Genomic DNA, 20,796 nt, shown 5'->3' on the forward strand with positions numbered 1-20,796 from the left:
GGATGATGAGGATCTTTCACCTTGCGCTGAAGCGGAACAGACGCGCGACACGCGGATATTTGTGAAATATTGTTTCACAGAGAAAAAATTTATTAATGGAAGATGAGACGGTCCCGGCGAAAATAAAGGCCGCCGATGTTCACCGCGTATCCAACCTATATTATTTACGTAAGGTTTCGTAAATTTTGCTTTTGGTCATTCTGAGGCCGTAGCGAATCGGCTATAAAATATCACGGCCCGTTTTCAGTGACGAAAAACAATGATATGAAGCCCAGACTCTCTCACGCGCTATTATTTGTTCCTTTTTTGCTTTTGGCAGGATGTTCATCCTCATCGAAACCGCATAAAACCGCCGCCCAGAGTAGCCACGCGACCATCGACGGAGGTTCTGACGATCTGATCCCGGTGATCGCCGCGCTGCACGATCAGATGCATACCTGGGAGGGAACGCCCTACGAATGGGGCGGGACGGAGCAAAGCGGGGTCGACTGCTCCGGGTTTGTCTGGCGTACGCTCAAAGATCGCTTCAACCTGCCGATGGAGCGCATCACCACCCGCGAACTGCTGCATATGGGAGAACGCGTGAGCCCGCGGCAGCTGCGGCCGGGAGATTTGGTTTTCTTCCGCATTAAAGGCGGCATGCACGTCGGCTTCTATGATACCGACCGTAATTTCCTTCATGCCTCCACCAGCCAGGGCGTGATGCGCTCTTCGCTGGATAATCCGTACTGGCAATCGGTATTTTATCAGGCGCGCCGCCTGCCGAAGGAATATAACGCGCAGATCACGATGAATAACGATAATCTGCATCTGGCGAAAAACCGTTAATCAGCAAGAATAAAGCCGCCCTGTCACCACGGCGGCTTTATTGTTTTTTACCGGCGACGGCTTAGAACTGGTAGGTCATACCGACAGCGACGATATCGTCATCGTTGATCCCGAGCTTATTATCGCTCTTCAGCTGGTTGATTTTGTAATCCACAAAGGCGTTCATGTTTTTGTTGAAGTAATAGGTCACGCCAACGTCAATGTAGTTGACCAGGTCTTCGCTCCCCACGCCCTCAATATCCTTGCCTTTTGACAGCACGTAGCCCAGGGACGGACGCAGGCCGAAATCGAACTGGTACTGCGCCACGGCTTCAAAGTTCTGCGCTTTATTGGCAAAACCGCCGCTGATTGGCGTCATTTTGCGGGTTTCGGAGTACATGGTCGCCAGGTAGATATTATTGGCGTCATATTTCAGGCCGGTCGCCCAGGCTTCCGCTTTTTTACCCGTGCCGCGGGCCAGCAGGTTCTGATCGTTAGTGCGATCGGAGCTGGTGTAGGCCGCGCTGACGGCGAAGTCGCTGCCGCCGAAGTCGTAGCTTAAGGCTGTACCGAAGCCGTCGCCGTTCTGTTTCTTGGCTTCACGGCCTTCGTTTTTACCCTGATATTGCAGAGTCAGGTCCAGGCCATCCACCACGCCGAAGAAGTCGGTATTGCGGTAGGTTGCCAGGCCGCTGGCGCGTTTGGTCATAAAGTTATCGGTCTGCGCGGAAGAGTCGCCGCCGAATTCCGGGAACATATCGGTCCAGGCTTCAACGTCGTACAGCGCGCCGAGGTTACGACCATAGTCAAATGAACCGTAGTTTTTGACTTTCACGCCGGCGAACGCCAGACGCGTTTTCTGCGAAGAGTCGCTTTCAGTTTTGTTGCCGGAGAACTCCGATTCCCAGCGGCCGTAGCCGGTCAGATCGTCGTTAATCTGCGTTTCGCCTTTGATGCCGAAACGAACGTAGGTCTGGTCGCCATCTTTGCTGTCATAGTCGCTCATATAGTGCATCGCTTTGACTTTGCCGTAGACGTCCAGTTTATTGCCGTTTTTATTATAAACTTCTGCCGCCTGCGTAGCCGAAGAAGCAATAAGACCCATCATCATTAATGCCAGTGAGCTCTTTTTCATTATTCAGTCCTGGTGATTTATTTATACGCGCTAATCAATTCCGGGCGGAAGCCCCGTCAAAAACTGCAGGTTTTTTAACGCTCTAATATTAAAAATTTATGACAATATGGAACTTTTTCTAAAAAAGGGTATTAAATTATTTCCGTCATGAATGTGTCACACTTCCCCGCCAGAATGCCCGATCCGCGCAATGAAGTGGTTCGTCCACCACGCCAGGTGTTGGCAAGCGGGCTGACTCCTGTTACAACATCAACTCGATATCGAAACTCCTTTTTGAACGGCAGAGAATCATGAGTGATAGCCAGACGCTGGTGGTAAAACTGGGCACCAGTGTTTTAACGGGCGGATCCCGCCGCCTGAACCGCGCCCATATCGTTGAATTAGTGCGCCAGTGCGCGCAGCTGCACGCGATGGGTCATCGAATTGTGATAGTCACCTCCGGGGCGATCGCCGCCGGACGTGAGCACCTCGGCTACCCGGAACTGCCCGCGACCATTGCGTCGAAACAGCTGCTGGCGGCGGTCGGCCAGAGCCGTCTTATCCAGCTGTGGGAACAGCTGTTTTCTATTTATGGTATTCACGTCGGCCAGATGCTGCTGACCCGCGCCGATATGGAAGACCGCGAGCGTTTTCTCAACGCCCGCGATACCCTGCGCGCGCTGCTGGATAACAATATCGTGCCGGTCATTAATGAAAATGACGCCGTGGCGACCGCCGAGATTAAAGTCGGCGATAACGATAATCTTTCGGCGCTGGCGGCGATTCTCGCCGGCGCCGATAAACTGCTGCTGCTGACCGATCAGCAGGGCCTGTTCACCGCCGACCCGCGCAACAACCCGCAGGCCGAGCTGATTAAAGACGTTTACGGCATCGATGACGCTCTGCGCGCCGTCGCGGGCGATAGCGTGTCCGGTTTAGGTACCGGCGGTATGGGCACCAAGCTGCAGGCCGCCGACGTCGCCTGCCGCGCGGGCATCGATACCATCATCGCCGCCGGTAGCCGTCCGGGGGTGATTGGCGACGTGATGGAGGGCATCTCCGTCGGGACCCGCTTCCACGCCCAGGAGTCGCCGCTGGAAAACCGTAAGCGCTGGATTTTCGGCGCGCCGCCGGCGGGCGAAATTACCGTGGACGCCGGCGCGACCCAGGCAATTCTCGAACGCGGCAGCTCCCTGCTGCCGAAAGGGATTAAAACCATCACCGGCAACTTCTCGCGCGGTGAAGTGATCCGCATTCGCAGCCTTGAAGGCCGCGATATCGCCCACGGCGTCAGCCGCTATAACAGCGATGCGCTGCGCCGCATTGCCGGGCAGCACTCGCAGCAGATCGATGCCATTCTGGGCTATGAATACGGCCCGGTCGCCGTCCACCGTGACGACATGATTATCCGTTAAGGAGCTGAAAATGCTGGAACAAATGGGCATTGCTGCCAAAGCGGCCTCGTACAAACTCGCGCAGCTTTCCAGCCGCGACAAGAACCGGGTGCTGGAAAAGATTGCCGACTATCTTGAAGCGCAGACCGACGCGATCCTGCGGGCTAACGCTGAGGATCTGGCGGAAGCGCGCGCCAACGGTTTGAGCGAGGCGCTGCTTGACCGCCTGGCGCTTAACCCGGCGCGCCTGAGCGGAATTGCTAACGATGTTCGTCAGGTCTGCAGCCTGGCGGACCCGGTCGGTCAGGTGATCGACGGCGGTCTGCTGGACAGCGGCCTGCGTATTGAGCGTCGCCGCGTGCCGCTGGGCGTGGTGGGCGTAATTTATGAAGCCCGTCCGAACGTGACCGTCGACGTCGCCTCTTTGTGCCTGAAAACCGGCAACGCGGCGATTCTGCGCGGCGGTAAAGAGACCTGGCGCACCAACGCCGCCACGGTGAAAGTGATTCAGCAGGCGCTGCAGGAGTGCGGCTTACCGGCGGCCACCGTACAGGCGATTGAGAGCCCGGATCGCGCGCTGGTCGGCGAGATGCTGAAGATGGATAAGTATATCGATATGCTGATCCCGCGCGGCGGCGCAGGTTTGCATAAGCTGTGCCGCGAGCAGTCGACGATCCCGGTGATCACCGGCGGTATCGGCGTCTGCCATATTTATATCGACCACTCCGCCGACGTGGCCGAAGCGCTGAAGGTTATCGTTAACGCCAAAGTGCAGCGCCCGAGCGCCTGTAACTCGGTCGAAACGCTGCTGGTGCATCAGGATATCGCCGAACGCTTCCTGCCCGCGCTGAGCAAGCAGATGGCGGAAAGCGGCGTCAGCCTGCACGCCGATGCGGCCTCCCTGCCCGCGCTGCAAAACGGCCCGGCCAGCGTAGAGCCGGTGAAAGCGGAGCAGTATGACAATGAGTATCTGTCGCTGGATCTGAACGTGAAGGTGGTGGCCGATCAGGATGAAGCGGTAGCGCATATTCGCGAGCACGGCACCCAGCATTCTGACGCCATCCTGACGCGCACCCTGGGCAACGCGAACCGCTTTATCAACGAGGTGGATTCCTCTGCGGTGTACGTCAACGCCTCTACCCGCTTTACCGACGGCGGCCAGTTTGGCCTCGGCGCGGAAGTGGCGGTCAGCACCCAGAAGCTGCACGCGCGCGGCCCGATGGGCCTGGAAGCCCTGACGACCTATAAGTGGATTGGTTTCGGCGACGATACCATTCGTGCTTAATGCTAATTGGGTGATGCAAAAGTAGCCGTTTGATTCGCAAGGGCATTGACGCATCACCCACTTAGTTTTAACCTTCTATCCCGTGCTTACGCTCGTCAGCACATCTTGCAGGGCCGATATAGCTCAGTTGGTAGAGCAGCGCATTCGTAATGCGAAGGTCGTAGGTTCGACTCCTATTATCGGCACCAGTTAAATCAAATAGTTACATAAACCACTATCCTTAAATCCTCTCTGGGGTTACACCGGGGTTGCTTTTACCCTGAGGTCGACACAGTCAAACTCACTGTTCTTATCGCTGAGATAGAGCATCACAACTGCCATACACAGTTCAGGATAGAAACCCCCACGATGAGTTTTAAAAACACATTAGCTTCGATATGAAGTGTCTTTTGGCATGCATACGCTTTTTCCATCTTCAGCCTTAAAAAATTTTCTCATTTATATCAATAGCTTATTAAACATTCTTTGGATCCCCCCTTCTCTCCCACGCCCCACCCGGCCATTGATGAGAAAGATGACGTAGGCGTCACATTGCGACCAGAACGCAAGCTGGAATACCAGGCAAGATCACGGCCGCGATAGCGCCCCCGGAGTGCCACCGTGCGCGGCGATGAACATGGCGACGGCCGAGCGACAATAAGCTTCGATTTCGTCGTCGTCCTCTGCTCTGGCCTCATCGAAGCGCGCGATCATCAGAAGGTCGGAGCCTTTGAAAAGCGCGGCAAACAAACGAGCGGACTGGTGAGGATCGGGCACGTTCAGAAGCGCCTTTGCGTGCAGCTGGCGCAAAAAAGCCTCGACCTGGGTGATGACATGAGCAGGGCCGGCTTCGTAATGGAGCTTGCTTAACGATGCCTGATTCTTCTTATCGGCCGTAACCATGGCTTCGACGCCGCGAACGTCCGATCTCAGCAGCGTGCGAAGCAGTAATGACCCCACCGCCATCAGCTGCTCTTCGACCGAACCCTCAACGCCTTCCAGAAGGACTTGCGGTGCAAACGACTGACTGCAGCCGGCCACGATGGCCGCACTGAACAGCGCCTCTTTATTCTCGAAGTGCCGATATATGCTGAGCTTGGATATCTTCGCTCGCTGGGCGACCTTATCCAGGGTCGTCGCCTGAATTCCCAATTCCAAAAAGAGTTCGGACGCGGCGTCAACGATGGTTTGGCCAAGCGCCTCGTTGACGGGCCGGCCCCGCCTGGTCTGACTGTTTTTATGGGTCACGAAATATAGTCCTTGACAGTATCCTAATTCTATAATTAGGATACCAATAAGTATCACAAATACGCAAGGCGCGCCACACCCAACCATCTTCCCGCATCCAAAACACGGAGCCCATCACCATGAATGACGTTATCATCATCGGCGGCAGCTTTGCCGGCCTTGCCGCCGCCCTGCAGCTTGGACGCGCCCGTCGCAAAGTCACGGTCCTCGACACTGATCGGCCGCGCAATCGCTTTGCCGGCTATTCGCATGGTGTGCTCGGCCACGACCACAAGCCGCCGCAGGACATCCTGGTCGAGGCACGTCAGCAGCTGGAGCGCTATCCAACGATCGAGCTGGTCAATGCGCGGGCCGAAAGCGTATCCGGCACCATCGACGATTTCTACGTCGTCACTGACGATAACGAAAGCCTGAGGGCGCGCCGCCTGATCCTGAGCTATGGCATCACTGACCAGATGCCTGATATTCCTGGCTTTGCTGAAGGCTGGGGGACGTCCATCATACCTTGCCCCTACTGCGACGGCTTTGAAGTCGCCGACCAGCATTGGGGCCTCATCTGGTCTGGCCCGCAGTCGCACAATCAGGTCAGGCTCTTCCATGACTGGACCGACAGGTTGACGGTCTTTACCGATGGTCACGACATCGCACCCGAAATCCGAACCGACCTCGTCCGCCGAAACAAAGCCGTCGTTGAAGGCAAGATCGTGGAAATTTTCGGTAATGAAGGCCATAAGTCCACCGTCCGACTCGATAACGGCCCCGCTGTCGCGGTCGATATCCTCTTCGCACATCCCCGTACCAGGCCATCCGCAAGTTTGCATAAGTCCCTGGGTCTCGCCACGGTTGATACGCCAACCGGCCTCGTACTCAAGACCAATGAGCGCCGCGAAACCAGCAAGCCAGGCATCTACGCCGCTGGCGACCTCGCCAACCCGGGAATGCCCTCGGTCACTACGGCAACATGGCAAGGCGCGATGGCGGGTATCTTCGCCCAGCAATCGATGCTCACTTGAGTGCAAACACATCGATCGCCCCAGTTCAATTTCATAACAGACAGGAGTCCCCCGTGGCCGCCATAAAACCATTCAAACCTTTAGACGAGAAGATCGGTAGCTGAATCAGCGAACTCCTGCGCCCCCTTCTTTTTTAAATGTCAAAAAAGCAGCGCAAGATAATTTATCTGGTTTAGTTTTAACAATATCTCTATGCAATTACATTTATTGCACCAGGGCTGATACATTTGCTCCCCGTCGGTGCAAGAACCCCGGAAAAAGCGGGCTAAATCCTTTTTTAAATGGCACCATTCTTGCTTTATCTCTTTTTCACACAATGGAGAGGTAATAAATATGGAATCGGTATTAAGTCATTTTACGGCCAGTCATGACGAATATTATACTGATGAAACGGTTTCAACCTTTGGCATATTGCAGACTCTCCCTGAACACATTCCGTCAAAAGAAAACCATATTGTCCCTGACGAAATAATTCAGAAATGGGTAAGCGCGAAATATGATGCTTTATTACCGGGCCTGGGGGAATTCCTGTAGGAGGAGACCATGCGATATATACCTGGCAGGATCCCTGTGATACTAGCGGTCAGTAATCTGTTTTTTACCTGTGCCGTGTCTGTTGATCTGACTATTGCCACCCTGGTGGGCTATCAGCTGGCGCCGTCTGCTCAACTGGCGACGGTTCCATTTGCACTTATCACGGTCGCCGGCGCGTTCTCGAGTCTGTTTGCGGCTGGCATGATTGGTCGCGGAAACGAAAAACTCGCGTTTATTCTGGGCTCTTTTTGCGGTACCGCGGGCGGATTACTGTCTTTTCTCGCTGTGCTGAAGGGCAGTTTTTTACTTTTTTGTACCGGCTGCTTTCTCGTAGGTGTCTATCAGGCTTTCAGCCAGTACTATCGTCTGGTTGCTGCCGATCACTCCCCACCGGAAGTGAAGGGTCAGTCAATCTCCCTGGTCATGATTGGCGGCGTTGTGGCAGCTATCCTGGGGCCGTTGCTGACGATTGTTGCACGGGATATCCCCGGTCTCCCTCGCTTTGCCGGTGTTTATCTCGTTGTGGCGGGACTGGGGATTCTGTCTGCGCTTAACCTGGCTCTGTTCCTCGAACGTTCAAAAAGAGACGTCCCCTCCCCGGACACCCGGGCGATCCCGGGAGTATCGCCAACCAGTCGGGAATTAATGAAACGTCCGGATTATCGTACGGCCTGGTTTCACCTGGTTATTGGCTCCTTCGTTATGCTTTTTCTGATGACGGCGGCCCCGCTCTCCGTTACGCACCACCACTCGATGAATGATGGTGCACTGGTCATTCAGCTGCATCTGCTGGGGATGTATGTCCCTTCACTGTTTACCGGCCTCCTGATACGAAAACTGGGGCTCACCGTTCTGCTGTACGCGGGGATTGCGCTCAACATATCCGCTGTCGTGATAAACCTGACCGAGGAAACGATGCTGGCATACAGCTTAAGTCTGCTTCTGGTCGGGGTCGGATGGAACTTTATGTTTGTTGGCGGCTCGACGCTGCTCAGTCTGTCCTACCGTGATAATGAGCGAAAAAAAGCGCAGGGCCTGGCCGAAACCAGCCGCTTTGTTTTCTCTGCGATAGCCACATCAGGAGCGGGCGTGATGCTGGCCTTGCTGGGCTGGAAGCTGCTGGGTCTGATGATGATACCGGTTTTACTGGTCTGTCTGGTTTCCACCTGGCAGTACAGCCACGCGATGAGGAAAGCAAATGGGACCGCCTCACGTCCTGCAGAAGACGGTTCATGAATCCCGCTCAGTCCTGGTATTGTGAAAAGCCCCTTTCCGCAAGGAAGGGGGGCAGTTCAGAAAGACGGAGATATAAGGGGGTCCGCTAACGGCCCGCATTCCCCCTCTCTTCAGAAGAAGTCAGGCAGGTGGTAAGGCGTCGCTTTATTTGACCTTTCTTATCGCCTTCGGCTGTTTTACAGACTTTTCGGGTGCCTGTGTCTTCAGCTTTTCAATATACGCGTTCACATTCCGGGCTCGCCGTACTGCTCTCGCCCCCACTGCAACGCAGTATTAATCAACCTCTCCAGCAGTTGTTGCGCCTGCTGCCCTTTCTCCGGAAGATAAGCAAAGCTCTCCTCATCCATATAGCAGCACTGGGCCATTTCTAGCTGAACAGCATGAATATGGTTGGCGGGATCGCCATAGTGACGGGTGATATATCCACCTTTAAAGCGGCCATTGAGTATCCGGCTATACTGCGGGAACGCATTGCAGCTTGCCAGCAGCGCCTGGCTGAGCTGCGTCGAACAGCTGGCGCCGTCCGCCGTACCAAAGTTCAGATCCGGCAGGCGCCCTTCAAACAAGCGCGGCACCACGGATTTGATCGAGTGCGCATCCCACAACAGCGCATAGCCAAATTTCTCACGCAGGCGTGCCAGTTCAGCGGCAAGCGCCTGGTGATAAGGCTGCCAGACCTGTTTTAGGATCGCGTCCTTCGCCGCCGCGTCAGGCGCACCGCCCGGCACGAACAGGGCTTCGCCGTCAAAAAAGATATCGGTAAACAGCCCGGTTGTCGCCGTGCTGTAAAGCGGTTTATCATCCGCCGGGCGATTGATATCCACCACATAACGGGAATAGCGGGCGCATAACGTGCTGGCCCCCATGTCCGCGATGGTCTGATAGAGCAAGGGAATATGCCAGTCGGTATCTTCCAGACGCTTCGCCCTCGGCGTGAGCCCCTGGGCGACTTCGGGGGTTAATAACGTTCCCGGGTGGGGCATACTGACCAGAAGCGGCAGGTTCCCCTGCTGCAAATCAAACGCCTTAATCACAATAAACCTCCTTACCTTGATAAATCACCTGTTTCGAAAGGGAGCCTCCCAGCCAGTAGCTTAGCTCCGCCGGATGAGCGATATCCCACGCCACGAAGCTGGCCTCTTTTCCGGCTTCCAGAGAACCACAAACTGTATCCAGCCCCAGCGCCTTCGCGCCGTTAAGCGTCACGCCAGCCAACGCCTCTTCCGGCGTCATGCGGAATAGCGTACAGGCCATATTCATCATCAGACGCAGGGACAACACCGGCGAGGTGCCGGGATTTAAATCGCTGGCGAGGGCAATCGGCACCCGGTACTGACGCAGCAGATCCAGCGGCGGTAGCTGTTTCTCACGCAGGAAGTAATAGGCGCCCGGCAGCAGCACCGCCACCGTCCCATAGCGTGCCATTGCGGCGATATCTTCTTCGCACAAATATTCCAGATGATCCGCCGACAGCGCATGGTAGCGAGCGGCCAACGCCGCCCCATGCTGTAGCGTTAGCTGTTCAGCATGGAGCTTCACTGGCAGCCCCAGTTCCCGGGCTTTCTGAAAGACCCGCTCCACTTGCGAGGGCGAAAATGCCAGGTGTTCGCAGAACGCATCCACCGCATCCACCAGCCCTTCCTGATGCAGTTCCGGCAGCAGTCGTTCGCAAATATAGTCAATCCAGGCATCCGCCCGCTCCTGATACTCGACGGGCACCGCATGGGCCGCCAGGCAGGTACTGCGCACGGTCAGCGGCAATATGTCGCCTAAACGGCGGATCGCCCGCAGCATTTTACGTTCGTTAGCCAGATCCAGGCCGTAGCCGGATTTGATCTCCAGCGCCGTTACGCCGTCCCGGCACAGCTCCCGGATACGCTGCCGCGCGCTCTCCAGCAACTGGCTTTCGCTGGCCTGTCGCGTGGCGTTGACTGTACTGGCGATCCCGCCTCCGCCAGCCGCGATCTCCGCATAGCTCGCCCCGTTGAGACGCATTTCAAATTCCCGGGCCCGGTCGCCGCCAAACACCGCGTGGCTATGACAATCCACCAGTCCCGGCGTGACCACCCTGCCCTGCAAATCCACCCGCTGCGCAACGGGCAAGTCCGGCAATTCTGCCCGGTTCCCGACCCATAACAGCACTGCGCCGTCGGTCAGCATCGCGCCATCGTCAAGCAACTGATAATGCCCTGCGGCCATGGTGGCGATCCGGCAGTGGTGCCAAAGGGTATACATGGCGCTCTCCTTTAACGACTGATGGCGGCGCCAGCCGCCGCTGCGGACTGCGCTTTGCGCAGGACATAGTAGAGCCCCGCCGGTAGCGCCAGCCCAATAAGCCAGGAGATATCGATACCGCCCAGCATCTTCACGAATGGGCCGGAATAGAATCCACTATCAATAAACGGCGTCTGTACCGCCACTCCAACGAGATAAACCCCGAGCCCCGTCACATTCCACGCCCGATATTTCCCGTTCGGATCGTTCAGCGCCTCCATGTCTATCGCCTGATGGTTGAAGAAATAGTAATCCACCAGGTTAATCGCGCTCCACGGTGTAAAGAAAGTCAACAGGAACAACAGGAAGGATTTAAAAGCCGACAGGAAAGAGTGTTGCCCGATAATCGCGATAGCGGTCGCCAGGGTAATAATCATCGCCAGCACCAGCAGACGTACCGACTGGCTTACGCGCACTCGCTGCTTCCCGCAGCTGTACACCGTCGCCAGGCACATCAGGCTGCCGTAGGCATTCAGGGTATTGATCGTCAGTTTACCAAACGCGATGCTCAGATATAACAGCGTGGCAATCGCGCCGGTGCCGCCCAGGCCGACGATATAGTCCACCTCATGACCGACCAGTTTTCCCTGAGAGAGAGCGGCAGCCAGCACCCCGACGGTCATGGCGATTTGCGCGCCAATCACCGAACCGCTCCCGACGGCGAAAAAGACCTTCCCGGGAGAGGTGCTGCGCGGCAGATAGCGGGAATAATCGGCAACATAGGGGCCAAAGGTGATCTGCCAGGAAGCCGCAAGGCCGGTGGCGGTTAAAAACGTACTCCAGCTAAAGGGTCGGATACTCAGCAGGTCGCCAATAGCCGGAAAGGAACTGATTTTCCACAGCAGGTAGATAAACGCGATAATCCCCACCAGGCTCGCCAGCTTACCCAACAGGTGGATCAAACGATAGCCGACATAGGCGATAACCAGCGTGGCGGCAGCAAAAAGCAGAATGCCGCTGGTTTCCGTAGTATGGAAAACCGCTGAGATCGCCTGGCCGGACAGCACCGCCCCGGTGGCGATAAAGCCAAGGTACATCAGGCAGACCAGCAGAATCGGCAGGCAGGCGCCGTAGACGCCGAACTGTACCCGGCTGCTGATCATCTGTGGTATCCCCAGCTGCGGCCCTTGCGCGGCATGCAATGCCATCACAATCCCACCGGCAATCTGCCCCAGCATAAGACCGGCCAGCGACCAGAAAACATCCCCGCCGAATACAATAGTTAATGCGCCAGTGACCATGGCGGTGATTTGCAGGTTAGCCCCCAGCCACAGGGTGAACTGGCTAAAAATGCTACCGTGGCGTTCACCGTCAGGGATGGGTTCAATAGAACGTGTTTCGATGTATGTTGTGTTGTTATTATTCATGGCAGCACTCCGGTGAGGCGAAGGGGATACATTGCCCCCTTCGCCGGAGAAATTAGTCCGCAATCATTGGCAAGTTGAGTCCTTGCTCTCTGGCGCATTCAATCGCGATGTCATAACCCGCATCCGCATGGCGCATCACACCGGTGGCCGGGTCGTTGCTCAGCACCCGGGCGATGCGCTCCGCCGCTTCATCGCTGCCGTCGCATACAATGACGACGCCGGAGTGCTGGGAGAAGCCCATCCCTACGCCGCCGCCATGGTGCAGGGAAACCCAGGTCGCGCCACTGGCGGTATTCAGCAGCGCGTTCAGCAACGGCCAGTCGGAGACCGCGTCGGAGCCGTCCTGCATCGCTTCCGTTTCGCGGTTAGGGCTGGCAACGGAGCCGGAGTCAAGATGATCGCGGCCGATCACGATCGGTGCCGACAGCTCGCCGCTGCGGACCATTTCGTTAAACGCCAGGCCCAGCCGGGCGCGCTGTCCCAGGCCGACCCAGCAGATCCGGGCCGGCAGCCCCTGGAAGCTGATGCGCTCTCTGGCCATATCCAGCCAGTGGTGGAGGTGTTCGTCATCGGGTATCAGCGCTTTAACTTTCGCGTCGGTGCGGTAGATATCCTGCGGATCGCCGGAAAGCGCCGCCCAGCGGAATGGGCCAATCCCCCGGCAGAACAGCGGACGAATATAGGCGGGAACAAAGCCTGGGAAGTCAAAAGCGTTTTCCACCCCCATCTCTTTCGCCATCTGGCGGATGTTGTTGCCGTAATCGAAGGTGGGAATGCCCTGCTGCCTGAAGGCGAGCATGGCTTTAACGTGTTCGGCCATTGAGGATTTCGCCGCGTTGATCGTCTCCACCGGGTGGGACTGCGCGCGAGCGCGGTAGTCTTCCCAGCTCATGCCCAGCGGCAGATAACCGTTGAGGGGATCGTGTGCGCTGGTCTGGTCGGTCACCATATCCGGGCGCACGCCACGTCTGACCAGCTCCGGTAAAATTTCCGCCGCGTTGCCATGCAGCGCGATGGATACCGCTTCTCCTTTTGCGGTATAGCGGGCGATGCGGGTCAGGGCGTCATCCAGATCGCTGGCCTGCTCATCGACATAACCGGTACGCAGACGGAAGTCGATACGCGACTGCTGGCATTCAATATTCAGCGAACAGGCTCCCGCCAGGGTTGCGGCCAGCGGCTGGGCGCCGCCCATCCCCCCCAGGCCCGCAGTCAGCACCCAGCGTCCGCGCAGGCTACCGTTATAGTGCTGGCGCCCGGCTTCCACAAACGTTTCGTAAGTGCCCTGAACAATGCCCTGGCTGCCGATGTAGATCCATGAGCCTGCCGTCATTTGCCCGTACATCGCCAGACCTTGTGCATCAAGCTCGTTGAAGTGCTCCCAGTTTGCCCAGTGCGGTACGAGGTTGGAGTTGGCGATCAGCACCCGCGGGGCGTTGTCGTGGGTTTTGAAAACCCCCACCGGTTTGCCGGACTGGATCAACAGCGTTTCATCATCATTGAGCTGCTTCAGGGTCTCAACGATCTTGTCGTAGCATTCCCAGTTGCGGGCCGCCCGGCCAATACCGCCGTACACCACCAGCTCTTTTGGATTTTCGGCGACATCAGGATCCAGGTTGTTCATCAGCATGCGCAGCGGCGCCTCTGTGAACCAACTTTTTGCGTTCAGCTTAGTGCCTCGCGGGGCTCTGATTTCAACATCGCGAAAACGGGTTGCTTGTTTACTCATGCGCTTTACCTTCTTATCCGTTACCTGTCATATGTTAATTAATTGTTAGTTTTGTTATTTGCATTTTAATTGTATATACATGATAAGCATATTGGATGCCAGGTTAGAAATTAATTTATAAAACCAATAAAATTCAACAAATTAACATAAAAACAGAAGGACATACTGCGCTATACACTCGTGAACACACCGTGATGATGGGCCATTTTGGTGCAAAAATACAGCTCTTCGCCTTATTTTTGTGCACTAAAACATCACAAAAAGATAACACTAGTGCATTTTCTATCTCGTCATGACTTCTTATCTCGCCATAGACGGCAGTGCCAGATAACGCAAATAGACTATAAGCAATTGTTTTAAATTAACTAAATAACCATCTCATTGCATATCCCTCTGGCAGTGGCACAAGTTTTGCTAGTTGTACATACAAGATTATACATAGCAGCATTTTGTCGCGTGACTCCCCTGCATTCGGGAACACCACACACAACAATCAGAGGCGTGAAGATGATTACCTTCCAGAATGTGACTAAGCACTACGACAACGGTTCGGTCGTAGTAGATGGCCTTAGCCTGGTAGCGCCGGGTGGCAAAATTACGGTATTTGTCGGCCCTTCGGGCTGTGGAAAAACCACCTCACTGCGGATGATTAACCGGTTAGTGGAACCGTCATCGGGCCGGATCCTGCTTAACGGCGAAGCCACCGAGCAAATGGATATCGTGCAACTGCGCCGCCGTATTGGCTATGTCATTCAAAATGCAGGTTTATTCCCCCACAAAAACATTATCGACAACATTGCCACCACCGCGATTCTCAACGGCGCCGCCAAAAGTAAAGCCAGAGCAAGGGCCGGGGAATTACTGGAAGTCGTCGGTCTGGATCCGCAAATCGCCAAACGCTTCCCCTGGCAGCTTTCCGGAGGCCAGCAGCAGCGCGTGGGCGTTGCCCGCGCCCTGGCGGCAGACCCGGAGTTTATGTTGATGGACGAACCGTTCAGCGCGGTCGACCCGGTGGTCCGCGAACAGCTGCAGGAAGAGTTTTTGCGTATTCAGAAAGAGGTGAGCAAAACCATCATTATGGTCACTCACGATATTGATGAAGCCATGAAGCTCGGCGACCTGGTCGCGGTACTTAAACCTGGCGGCAAGCTGGCGCAGATGGCCTCTCCAGGCGAACTGCTCAATACGCCGCAAAACGCCTTTGTGGCGGACTTTATCGGCAAAGACAGAGGCTATCGCAAACTGAGTTTCCACGCCGCCGACACAGAAACCGGGTTACGCGACGAGCCCTATGCCGAGCTGGATTGTTCCTTCGAGCAGGCCAAAGAGATGGCCATCGACCGCTGGCTGCTGGTTACCCAAAACGGCAAAGCGTTTGGCTGGTTCGACACCCATCAGCCGGCAACAGCAATTACCCACGACAACATCAATCTGGGGGCGACGTTCCACCAGCAGGGGAGCCCGTTGCGCCATTTGCTGGACGCTGCGCTGAGCTCGCCCAACCACCGGGCCGTGATCGTCGATGAACGGCAAATCCCGCAGGGGACCATCCACCTCGATCAAGTACTCGACATGTGTAAATCCACGCACCAGGAGGGAGCATGAGATTCGATTGGCTATGGGCGCAGAGCGATAAAATCTTCAACCTGTTTCTCTGGCACAGCTATCTCGCAATTGTGCCGGTAGTGATAGGGTTAATTCTGGCGATCCCTGTAGGCTGGGGCATTCACCACCTGCCATCGGTCAAGTCGGCGATCGTTAACCTGTTTGGCCTACTCTATACCATTCCCTCCCTGGCGCTGTTTGTGCTGCTGCCCCCGCTGCTCCACACGCAGATTCTGGACCCCATTAATGTTGTGGTCGCACTGACCATCTACAGCTTTGCGCTACTGGTTCGCACCGTCTGCGACGGGCTGGACTCCGTATCGGCCGATACCCGTCAGTCCGCGGCAGCGCTCGGGTATAAACCCGCTCAGCAGTTTTTCCAGATCGACCTGCCGCTGGCCGTGCCGGTGATTGGTTCCGGCCTGCGCGTTGCCGTGGTGTCTAACGTCAGTATCGTTTCCGTCGCGGCATTAATCGGCGCACCGCAGCTCGGCTCGCTGTTTACCCTGGGCTTCCAGCTGCAATTTCTGACGCCCATCATCGCCGGGATCGCGCTCAGCATCATTCTGGCGCTGCTGCTGGATATGCTGGTGGTTTACGCCACTCGTCAACTCAGCCGCTGGCAACCTCAGAGAGGATAATTATGCTTACCTGGTTTATGGATCCCATCCACTGGTTTGGTGAGGGCGGCATTTTCCCCCTTCTGGCGCAGCATATCAGCTATAGCGCTGTCGCTCTGGCGATCGCCTTTATCATCGCGTTTCCCGTCGGCTGCTACACCGGCCATACCGGTAAAGGGGAAGGCCTGCTCATCGGTACCACCAACGCCCTGCGCTCCCTGCCCTCATTTGGGCTGATTATTCTGCTGGTGATTTTACTTTCCGGCGAGTTTGAGTCCGATATGGCCTTTATTCTGCCCTGTATTCTGGTGCTGGTGGCGCTGGCGCTCCCGCCGATTGCGCTGGGTGTACATGCGGGTATTCGCGCGCTCGATCCCTATGTCCTTGATGCCGCTCGCGGCATGGGGCTGACGCGGCTGCAGATCCTGCTACAGGTGGAGTTGCCCTGCGCGCTTCCGCTGATCCTCTCCGGCGTGCGCAGCGCCACGTTGCAGATTATTTCCACCGCCACCATCGCAGCCTATGTCTCGCTGGGGGGATTCGGACGTCTGATTATTGACGGACGCGCGGCGAACGATTTCAGCCAGATGATCGCCGGCGCCATGCTGGTGGCGCTACTGGCTTTACTGATCGACTGCTTGTTCTCTTTCTCGCAAAAAATAGTCGTTTCACCCGGTATTACCCGGCGTATTAAAAACCCATAACCTCATTCCACTGCTCAAAAGGATACCTCAATGAATATGAAAAAACGTGTTTTGACGCTGTGTTCAGCGCTGCTGCTGTCGGCGACCTCATCGGCCTGGGCCGCGCCGAAAGTCATTGTCGGTTCTGCAGACTTCCCGGAAAGCCAACTGCTGGGCACCATTTATGCGGGTGCGTTAGAAGCGCAAAACATCCCGGTGGAGAAAAAGCTGAACATCGGCAGCCGCGAAGTGTATATCCCGGCGCTGCTGGACGGCTCCATCACGCTGATCCCGGAATACAGCGGCGCGCTGTTGAGCTATCTGGATGCGAAAAATGCGGCACACGGTAGTGAGGACGTCGCCAGAGAGCTGGCCGCTAAGCTGCCGGAGAAAGTTAAAATGTTGCAGATCTCCCAGGCTCAGGATATCGACGTTCTGGCCGTGACGCAGAAAACCGCCGATAAATATAAACTGAAAACCATCGCCGATTTACAGCCTGTTGCCAGCCAGCTGGTGCTGGGCGGCCCGGCGGAATGGAAAACCCGCCATGAGGGGCTCTCCGGCCTGCGCGACGTGTACGGGCTGAACTTTAAGAGTTTTAAAGTGCTGGACGTCGGCGGGCCGCTGACGCTCAGCGCCATGAAAAATAACCAGGTCCAGGTCGCCGATCTGCTTTCAACCTCGCCAGCAATCAAAAAAGATAGCCTTGTCGTGCTGGAAGACACAAAACATCTGTTCGCGGCGCAAAATATTGTGCCAATCGTCGCCAGTGAAGCGCTGAATGACGCCGTGACCACCACGCTGAATAAAGTTTCTGCTCAGCTAACGACTGAAGATCTGATCGACATGAACGAGAAAATTGCCGAATTTGTCAGCATCGACGATATCGCGCATCAGTGGCTGGTAAAACACGGATTTAGCCAATAAGGTCGCAGACATGACAACTCCTCTGAACGGCAGCATTACCCTCGGGCAGGCACCGGGTACTGTGGATGAGATAGTGCGGATTGCCGACGGCGCGCCGATCGCGCTGGAGAAGGCCGCGCTGGATAATATGGCGCGGGTCAGCAGCCGTATTCAGCGCGCCATTGAACAAGGCCAGGTAATCTACGGGCTGACGACCGGCGTCGGCGATCTGGTCACCACCCGGCTGTCCCCGGACAGGATGACGGATACTCAGCTGAATATGCTGCGCAGCCACGCCTGCGGAGTCGGTCCGGACCTGACGGTGCGTGAAGTGCGGGCCATGATGGCGGTGACGTTAAAATCCCTGCTGCAGGGATACAGCGGCGTTACCCCGGCGCTGGCGCAGCGTATCGCCGATATGTTGAACCGTCAGGTCACGCCGTGGTCACCCGCCGGCGGCTCCGTCGGTTACCTGATTGCCACCGCCCATATCGGCCTTGCGGTCTTCGGCGAGGGCAAATGCTGGTATCAGGGAGAACTGCTGCCGGCGCAACAGGCGCTGACGCGGGCGGGTATCCCGCCCTATGTTCCCGGTCCCAGAGAGGGTCACGCGTTGGTCGGCGGCACCTATGAGATCACCGCGCTGGGCTGCCTGGCCGTGGCGGATTTCCAGCGTCTGCTCCCCGTCGCCGATATGGCGGGCGGGATGTGCCTCGAGGCCATGCGGGGCAATACGCGCGGCTACGATGCCCGCCTGCACGCCCTGCGCCCACATCCCGGACAGCAGGAAACCGCGCAAAACCTGCGCCGCCTGCTGAAAGGCAGCGAGATCCTGGCGCGTTATCGCGACCACCGGGTTCAGGACGCGCTTAGTTTACGCTGTATCCCCCAGATCCACGGCGCGGTGCGCGACCAGCTGACCCACTGTCGACAGATTATGACCATCGAACTCAATTCGGTGACCGATAATCCGCTGTTTCTGGTAGAAGAAGACAGGCTTATCGTGATGCCAGGGGGCAACGGTCACGGTGCGCCAACGGCGCTGGCGCTGGATGCGCTGGCCGTTGCGATTGCCCAGTTGAGCACCGCTTCCCAGGCCCGTTGCGACCGAATAACCAATACGCATCTCAGCGGGCTGCCGGCCTTTCTTATCTCGCCGGATTCGGGGTACTCCGGGATGATGATCCCACCCTACGTCGCCGCTGCGCTGGCGGGCGATAACCGCAGTCTGGCCGGCCCGGCCAGTATCCACACGGTATCCACCTGCGCCGGTCAGGAAGATCATGTCAGCATGGGGGTTGCAGCCGCACGTAAAGCGCTTAAGGCGGTAGAAAACGCCGTGGACATCGTCGCCATCGAACTGCTGTGCGCCTGTCAGGCGCTGGAGTTCCATCGCCCGCTGCGTGCCGCCGTGGGCAGCGAGGCGACGCTGGAGAGAGTGCGTCAGGCGGTGCCGTTCCGGGATAAAGATACGCTGCTCTACCCCGATATACATGCGCTACGCGCCCTGATTAATCAGGGCGAACTCAGCGCGATGCTGCAGGCATTGTGCGAAGAGGAGTGACAACAGGCGCCGCAGGAGGAACCTGCGGCGTGATTAAAGGGGAATCAGCGTGATGCGGGCCAGACGCGCGCCCGGAGAGTCCTGGATAACCAGCGCCACCGCTTCATCCACCAGTAGACTGTCGTAATGTTCCAGTAAATAGCGTTGGTCGCCGATGCTCACCCGCAACGCGGGCCCGGCATTAAACAATATCCGCAGTCCGCCCTGATGCGACCACGTCCCCGCCCCGCACCAGCTCACCGTCGCCCGCAGAGCGGCTTCCCGGTAAATCACATTAAAATCCAGCAGCGGGCCGCCGACAATCTCACAGGATACGCCGCTCGCGCCGTTAAACCCCAGCGCCTGGAAAGGCGCAATCAATGCGCTGCGCTGCCCATCGATTGTCAGGTACATCCCGCTGCCTTCCAGCACGCTGATATTGCGCAGGTAGCCGGGAAATGCGGAGAACGGACCAGGCTGGCGAATGGTCGCCAGGGATATACGCCAGTCATATTCCCCCGCTTCCGGATAGCGGGCCACTTCGCGCGTCACGCCCTGGCCGTTTTTCCAGGGCATTTCCGTATACAACCCGGCAGGGAGCAGACGGATCATTTGCGCATGCTCCCTTCCAGGCGGTAACGCGGACCGGGATAGACCAGGCGCACGCTGGTGACGATTTTCTTCTCCTGACGGCCGGTCCACGTCCGACGATTGACCAGCAGACAAGGCGTATGTTCATCAATTTCCAGGTAAACACACTCGGCCCGCGTGACGTTGACCGCTTCAATAACGTGTTCGCCTTCAACAATCGGCGCAATTGAGGAGAGATAGGCGTTCGGCGTGATACGTGTAAAATCCTGCTGCAGGTAGTCCGGCACAACCTGCATATTCACCAGTCGGTCTTCCAGCATAACCGGTACGCCATTTTCATAATGGCAAATCAGCGAATGGTACAGACCGCAACCCTGCTGCATGCCAAAGCTGAACGCCTGCTGGGCATCGGCTTCGATTTCCGTCAGTCTGAAGACTCTGGCGTGGTGGCGATGGCCACGGCTGGCGATTTCGTCAGCGATATTGTTAATGTCCAGCAGCGCCGACTGGCCGCGAATTTCGGCGACAAAAGTACCGACCCCCTGCATCCGCACCAGCAAGCCCTCCGCGGTCAGCTCTCGCAACGCGCGGTTAATCGTCATTCTGCTATAGCCAAACAGCGTGACCAGCTCGCTTTCAGAAGGAACACGATAATTCGCGGGCCATGCCCCGCTGTGGATCTTGGTTTTGATCATGGCCTTTACCCTTTCATAAAAGGGGGCGGGATGTTCAAGTAACTCATCCATGGAATCCGAATTTGACAGGTCGTTACGCGCCATTAACCATTCCTCATATGCTGACGTTGTCAGTTTACTCTATGACCTGTTAGATGTATATATATGTACATGTATATACATTAGCACTGATA

Annotated in this window: 19 protein-coding genes and 1 tRNA gene; 12 read left to right on the plus strand and 8 right to left on the minus strand. The window is 56.6% G+C overall.

Features of this window, described 5'->3' with window-relative positions:
• The first annotated feature begins 264 nt into the window (after nt 1-264).
• Nucleotides 265-828 (plus strand): NlpC/P60 family protein, encoded by a 564-nt coding sequence (locus ABLU87_RS29030; RefSeq protein ID WP_025107227.1) that lies wholly within the window; start codon nt 265-267, stop codon nt 826-828.
• Nucleotides 829-889: 61 nt separating this feature from the next.
• On the opposite strand, the gene phoE is transcribed toward ABLU87_RS29030, so the two are convergent.
• Nucleotides 890-1,942 carry a phosphoporin PhoE gene (phoE, locus tag ABLU87_RS29035; protein WP_004129421.1) on the minus strand — a complete coding sequence of 351 codons (1,053 nt, stop codon included), beginning with the start codon at nt 1,940-1,942 and terminating at the stop codon, nt 890-892.
• A 290-nt stretch (nt 1,943-2,232) separates the two neighbouring features.
• Here phoE and proB point away from each other — a divergent pair, with 290 nt between their 5' ends.
• From proB to ABLU87_RS29050, 3 genes are all read left to right on the plus strand, one after another.
• Nucleotides 2,233-3,336 (plus strand): glutamate 5-kinase, encoded by a 1,104-nt coding sequence (proB, locus tag ABLU87_RS29040; RefSeq protein ID WP_004848066.1) that lies wholly within the window; start codon nt 2,233-2,235, stop codon nt 3,334-3,336.
• Between the two features lie 10 nt (nt 3,337-3,346).
• Nucleotides 3,347-4,600, plus strand: coding sequence for a glutamate-5-semialdehyde dehydrogenase (gene proA, locus ABLU87_RS29045; protein ID WP_122117069.1), 1,254 nt, complete (start codon nt 3,347-3,349; stop codon nt 4,598-4,600).
• 112 nt (nt 4,601-4,712) lie between these two features.
• A tRNA-Thr gene (locus ABLU87_RS29050) sits at nt 4,713-4,788 on the plus strand.
• 379 nt (nt 4,789-5,167) lie between these two features.
• Here the strand turns inward: ABLU87_RS29050 and ABLU87_RS29055 are convergent.
• The gene (locus ABLU87_RS29055) at nt 5,168-5,827 is read right to left on the minus strand and encodes a TetR/AcrR family transcriptional regulator (protein ID WP_122117076.1); all 660 of its coding nucleotides are present in this window, start codon (nt 5,825-5,827) and stop codon (nt 5,168-5,170) included.
• A gap of 119 nt (nt 5,828-5,946) precedes the next feature.
• On the opposite strand from ABLU87_RS29055, the gene ABLU87_RS29060 reads away from it, so the two are divergent.
• From ABLU87_RS29060 to ABLU87_RS29070, 3 genes are all read left to right on the plus strand, one after another.
• On the plus strand, nt 5,947-6,840 hold the full coding sequence (locus ABLU87_RS29060; protein WP_122117068.1) for an NAD(P)/FAD-dependent oxidoreductase: 894 nt from the start codon (nt 5,947-5,949) through the stop codon (nt 6,838-6,840).
• A gap of 333 nt (nt 6,841-7,173) precedes the next feature.
• Nucleotides 7,174-7,374, plus strand: a complete 201-nt coding sequence (locus tag ABLU87_RS29065) for a hypothetical protein (protein WP_014228073.1) — start codon at nt 7,174-7,176, stop codon at nt 7,372-7,374.
• Nucleotides 7,375-7,383: 9 nt separating this feature from the next.
• Nucleotides 7,384-8,610, plus strand: a complete 1,227-nt coding sequence (locus ABLU87_RS29070; RefSeq protein ID WP_122117067.1) for an MFS transporter — start codon at nt 7,384-7,386, stop codon at nt 8,608-8,610.
• 224 nt (nt 8,611-8,834) lie between these two features.
• Here the strand turns inward: ABLU87_RS29070 and hutG are convergent, their stop codons facing one another.
• From hutG to hutU, 4 genes are read right to left on the minus strand one after another with little or no spacing between them, the layout of a single operon-like run.
• Nucleotides 8,835-9,644 carry an N-formylglutamate deformylase gene (gene hutG, locus ABLU87_RS29075; protein ID WP_014228071.1) on the minus strand — a complete coding sequence of 270 codons (810 nt, stop codon included), beginning with the start codon at nt 9,642-9,644 and terminating at the stop codon, nt 8,835-8,837.
• Complete coding sequence (hutI, locus tag ABLU87_RS29080) at nt 9,637-10,845, minus strand: imidazolonepropionase (protein WP_122117066.1); 1,209 nt, start codon at nt 10,843-10,845, stop codon at nt 9,637-9,639. The genes hutG and hutI overlap by 8 nt, the downstream gene beginning before the upstream one ends.
• 11 nt (nt 10,846-10,856) lie before the next feature.
• Complete coding sequence (locus ABLU87_RS29085) at nt 10,857-12,251, minus strand: cytosine permease (RefSeq protein ID WP_025107235.1); 1,395 nt, start codon at nt 12,249-12,251, stop codon at nt 10,857-10,859.
• A 52-nt stretch (nt 12,252-12,303) separates the two neighbouring features.
• Entirely contained in the window at nt 12,304-13,980 is a 1,677-nt protein-coding gene (gene hutU / locus ABLU87_RS29090) for a urocanate hydratase (RefSeq protein WP_064378319.1), read from the minus strand.
• Between the two features lie 507 nt (nt 13,981-14,487).
• On the opposite strand from hutU, the gene ABLU87_RS29095 reads away from it, so the two are divergent.
• Genes ABLU87_RS29095 through ABLU87_RS29115 form a run of 5 tightly spaced genes read left to right on the plus strand, consistent with a single transcriptional unit; the run spans nt 14,488 to nt 19,358 of the window.
• Nucleotides 14,488-15,585, plus strand: a complete 1,098-nt coding sequence (locus ABLU87_RS29095; RefSeq protein ID WP_109241007.1) for an ATP-binding cassette domain-containing protein — start codon at nt 14,488-14,490, stop codon at nt 15,583-15,585.
• Nucleotides 15,582-16,226, plus strand: a complete 645-nt coding sequence (locus tag ABLU87_RS29100; RefSeq protein ID WP_004848024.1) for an ABC transporter permease subunit — start codon at nt 15,582-15,584, stop codon at nt 16,224-16,226. The genes ABLU87_RS29095 and ABLU87_RS29100 overlap by 4 nt, the downstream gene beginning before the upstream one ends.
• Before the next feature lie 2 nt (nt 16,227-16,228).
• The gene (locus tag ABLU87_RS29105) at nt 16,229-16,909 is read left to right on the plus strand and encodes an ABC transporter permease (RefSeq protein ID WP_122117065.1); all 681 of its coding nucleotides are present in this window, start codon (nt 16,229-16,231) and stop codon (nt 16,907-16,909) included.
• 30 nt (nt 16,910-16,939) lie between these two features.
• The gene (locus tag ABLU87_RS29110; protein ID WP_122117064.1) at nt 16,940-17,815 is read left to right on the plus strand and encodes an ABC transporter substrate-binding protein; all 876 of its coding nucleotides are present in this window, start codon (nt 16,940-16,942) and stop codon (nt 17,813-17,815) included.
• A 10-nt stretch (nt 17,816-17,825) separates the two neighbouring features.
• The gene (locus ABLU87_RS29115) at nt 17,826-19,358 is read left to right on the plus strand and encodes an aromatic amino acid ammonia-lyase (protein ID WP_064358626.1); all 1,533 of its coding nucleotides are present in this window, start codon (nt 17,826-17,828) and stop codon (nt 19,356-19,358) included.
• A 33-nt stretch (nt 19,359-19,391) separates the two neighbouring features.
• On the opposite strand, the gene ABLU87_RS29120 is transcribed toward ABLU87_RS29115, so the two are convergent.
• Nucleotides 19,392-19,949 carry a HutD family protein gene (locus ABLU87_RS29120; RefSeq protein ID WP_122117063.1) on the minus strand — a complete coding sequence of 186 codons (558 nt, stop codon included), beginning with the start codon at nt 19,947-19,949 and terminating at the stop codon, nt 19,392-19,394.
• Nucleotides 19,946-20,707, minus strand: a complete 762-nt coding sequence (hutC, locus tag ABLU87_RS29125) for a histidine utilization repressor (RefSeq protein ID WP_004848014.1) — start codon at nt 20,705-20,707, stop codon at nt 19,946-19,948. The genes ABLU87_RS29120 and hutC overlap by 4 nt, the downstream gene beginning before the upstream one ends.
• Between the last annotated feature and the right edge of the window lie 89 nt (nt 20,708-20,796).

It is taken from the genome of Klebsiella sp. CB_Kp196 (assembly GCF_040061575.1).
Lineage (GTDB): Bacteria > Pseudomonadota > Gammaproteobacteria > Enterobacterales > Enterobacteriaceae > Klebsiella > Klebsiella michiganensis.

Excerpts from the sequence above, each read along its gene's own strand:
- ABLU87_RS29060 (WP_122117068.1), top strand. The coding sequence starts at position 5,947 with ATGAATGACGTTATCATCATCGGCGGCAGCTTTGCCGGCCTTGCCGCC.
- ABLU87_RS29085 (WP_025107235.1), bottom strand. The coding sequence starts at position 12,251 with ATGAATAATAACAACACAACATACATCGAAACACGTTCTATTGAACCC.
- phoE (WP_004129421.1), bottom strand. The coding sequence starts at position 1,942 with ATGAAAAAGAGCTCACTGGCATTAATGATGATGGGTCTTATTGCTTCT.
- hutI (WP_122117066.1), bottom strand. The coding sequence starts at position 10,845 with ATGTATACCCTTTGGCACCACTGCCGGATCGCCACCATGGCCGCAGGG.
- ABLU87_RS29095 (WP_109241007.1), top strand. The coding sequence starts at position 14,488 with ATGATTACCTTCCAGAATGTGACTAAGCACTACGACAACGGTTCGGTC.
- ABLU87_RS29105 (WP_122117065.1), top strand. The coding sequence starts at position 16,229 with ATGCTTACCTGGTTTATGGATCCCATCCACTGGTTTGGTGAGGGCGGC.
- ABLU87_RS29110 (WP_122117064.1), top strand. The coding sequence starts at position 16,940 with ATGAATATGAAAAAACGTGTTTTGACGCTGTGTTCAGCGCTGCTGCTG.
- hutU (WP_064378319.1), bottom strand. The coding sequence starts at position 13,980 with ATGAGTAAACAAGCAACCCGTTTTCGCGATGTTGAAATCAGAGCCCCG.
- ABLU87_RS29115 (WP_064358626.1), top strand. The coding sequence starts at position 17,826 with ATGACAACTCCTCTGAACGGCAGCATTACCCTCGGGCAGGCACCGGGT.
- ABLU87_RS29100 (WP_004848024.1), top strand. The coding sequence starts at position 15,582 with ATGAGATTCGATTGGCTATGGGCGCAGAGCGATAAAATCTTCAACCTG.
- ABLU87_RS29065 (WP_014228073.1), top strand. The coding sequence starts at position 7,174 with ATGGAATCGGTATTAAGTCATTTTACGGCCAGTCATGACGAATATTAT.
- ABLU87_RS29070 (WP_122117067.1), top strand. The coding sequence starts at position 7,384 with ATGCGATATATACCTGGCAGGATCCCTGTGATACTAGCGGTCAGTAAT.
- proB (WP_004848066.1), top strand. The coding sequence starts at position 2,233 with ATGAGTGATAGCCAGACGCTGGTGGTAAAACTGGGCACCAGTGTTTTA.
- ABLU87_RS29120 (WP_122117063.1), bottom strand. The coding sequence starts at position 19,949 with ATGATCCGTCTGCTCCCTGCCGGGTTGTATACGGAAATGCCCTGGAAA.
- proA (WP_122117069.1), top strand. The coding sequence starts at position 3,347 with ATGCTGGAACAAATGGGCATTGCTGCCAAAGCGGCCTCGTACAAACTC.
- ABLU87_RS29030 (WP_025107227.1), top strand. The coding sequence starts at position 265 with ATGAAGCCCAGACTCTCTCACGCGCTATTATTTGTTCCTTTTTTGCTT.
- hutC (WP_004848014.1), bottom strand. The coding sequence starts at position 20,707 with ATGGCGCGTAACGACCTGTCAAATTCGGATTCCATGGATGAGTTACTT.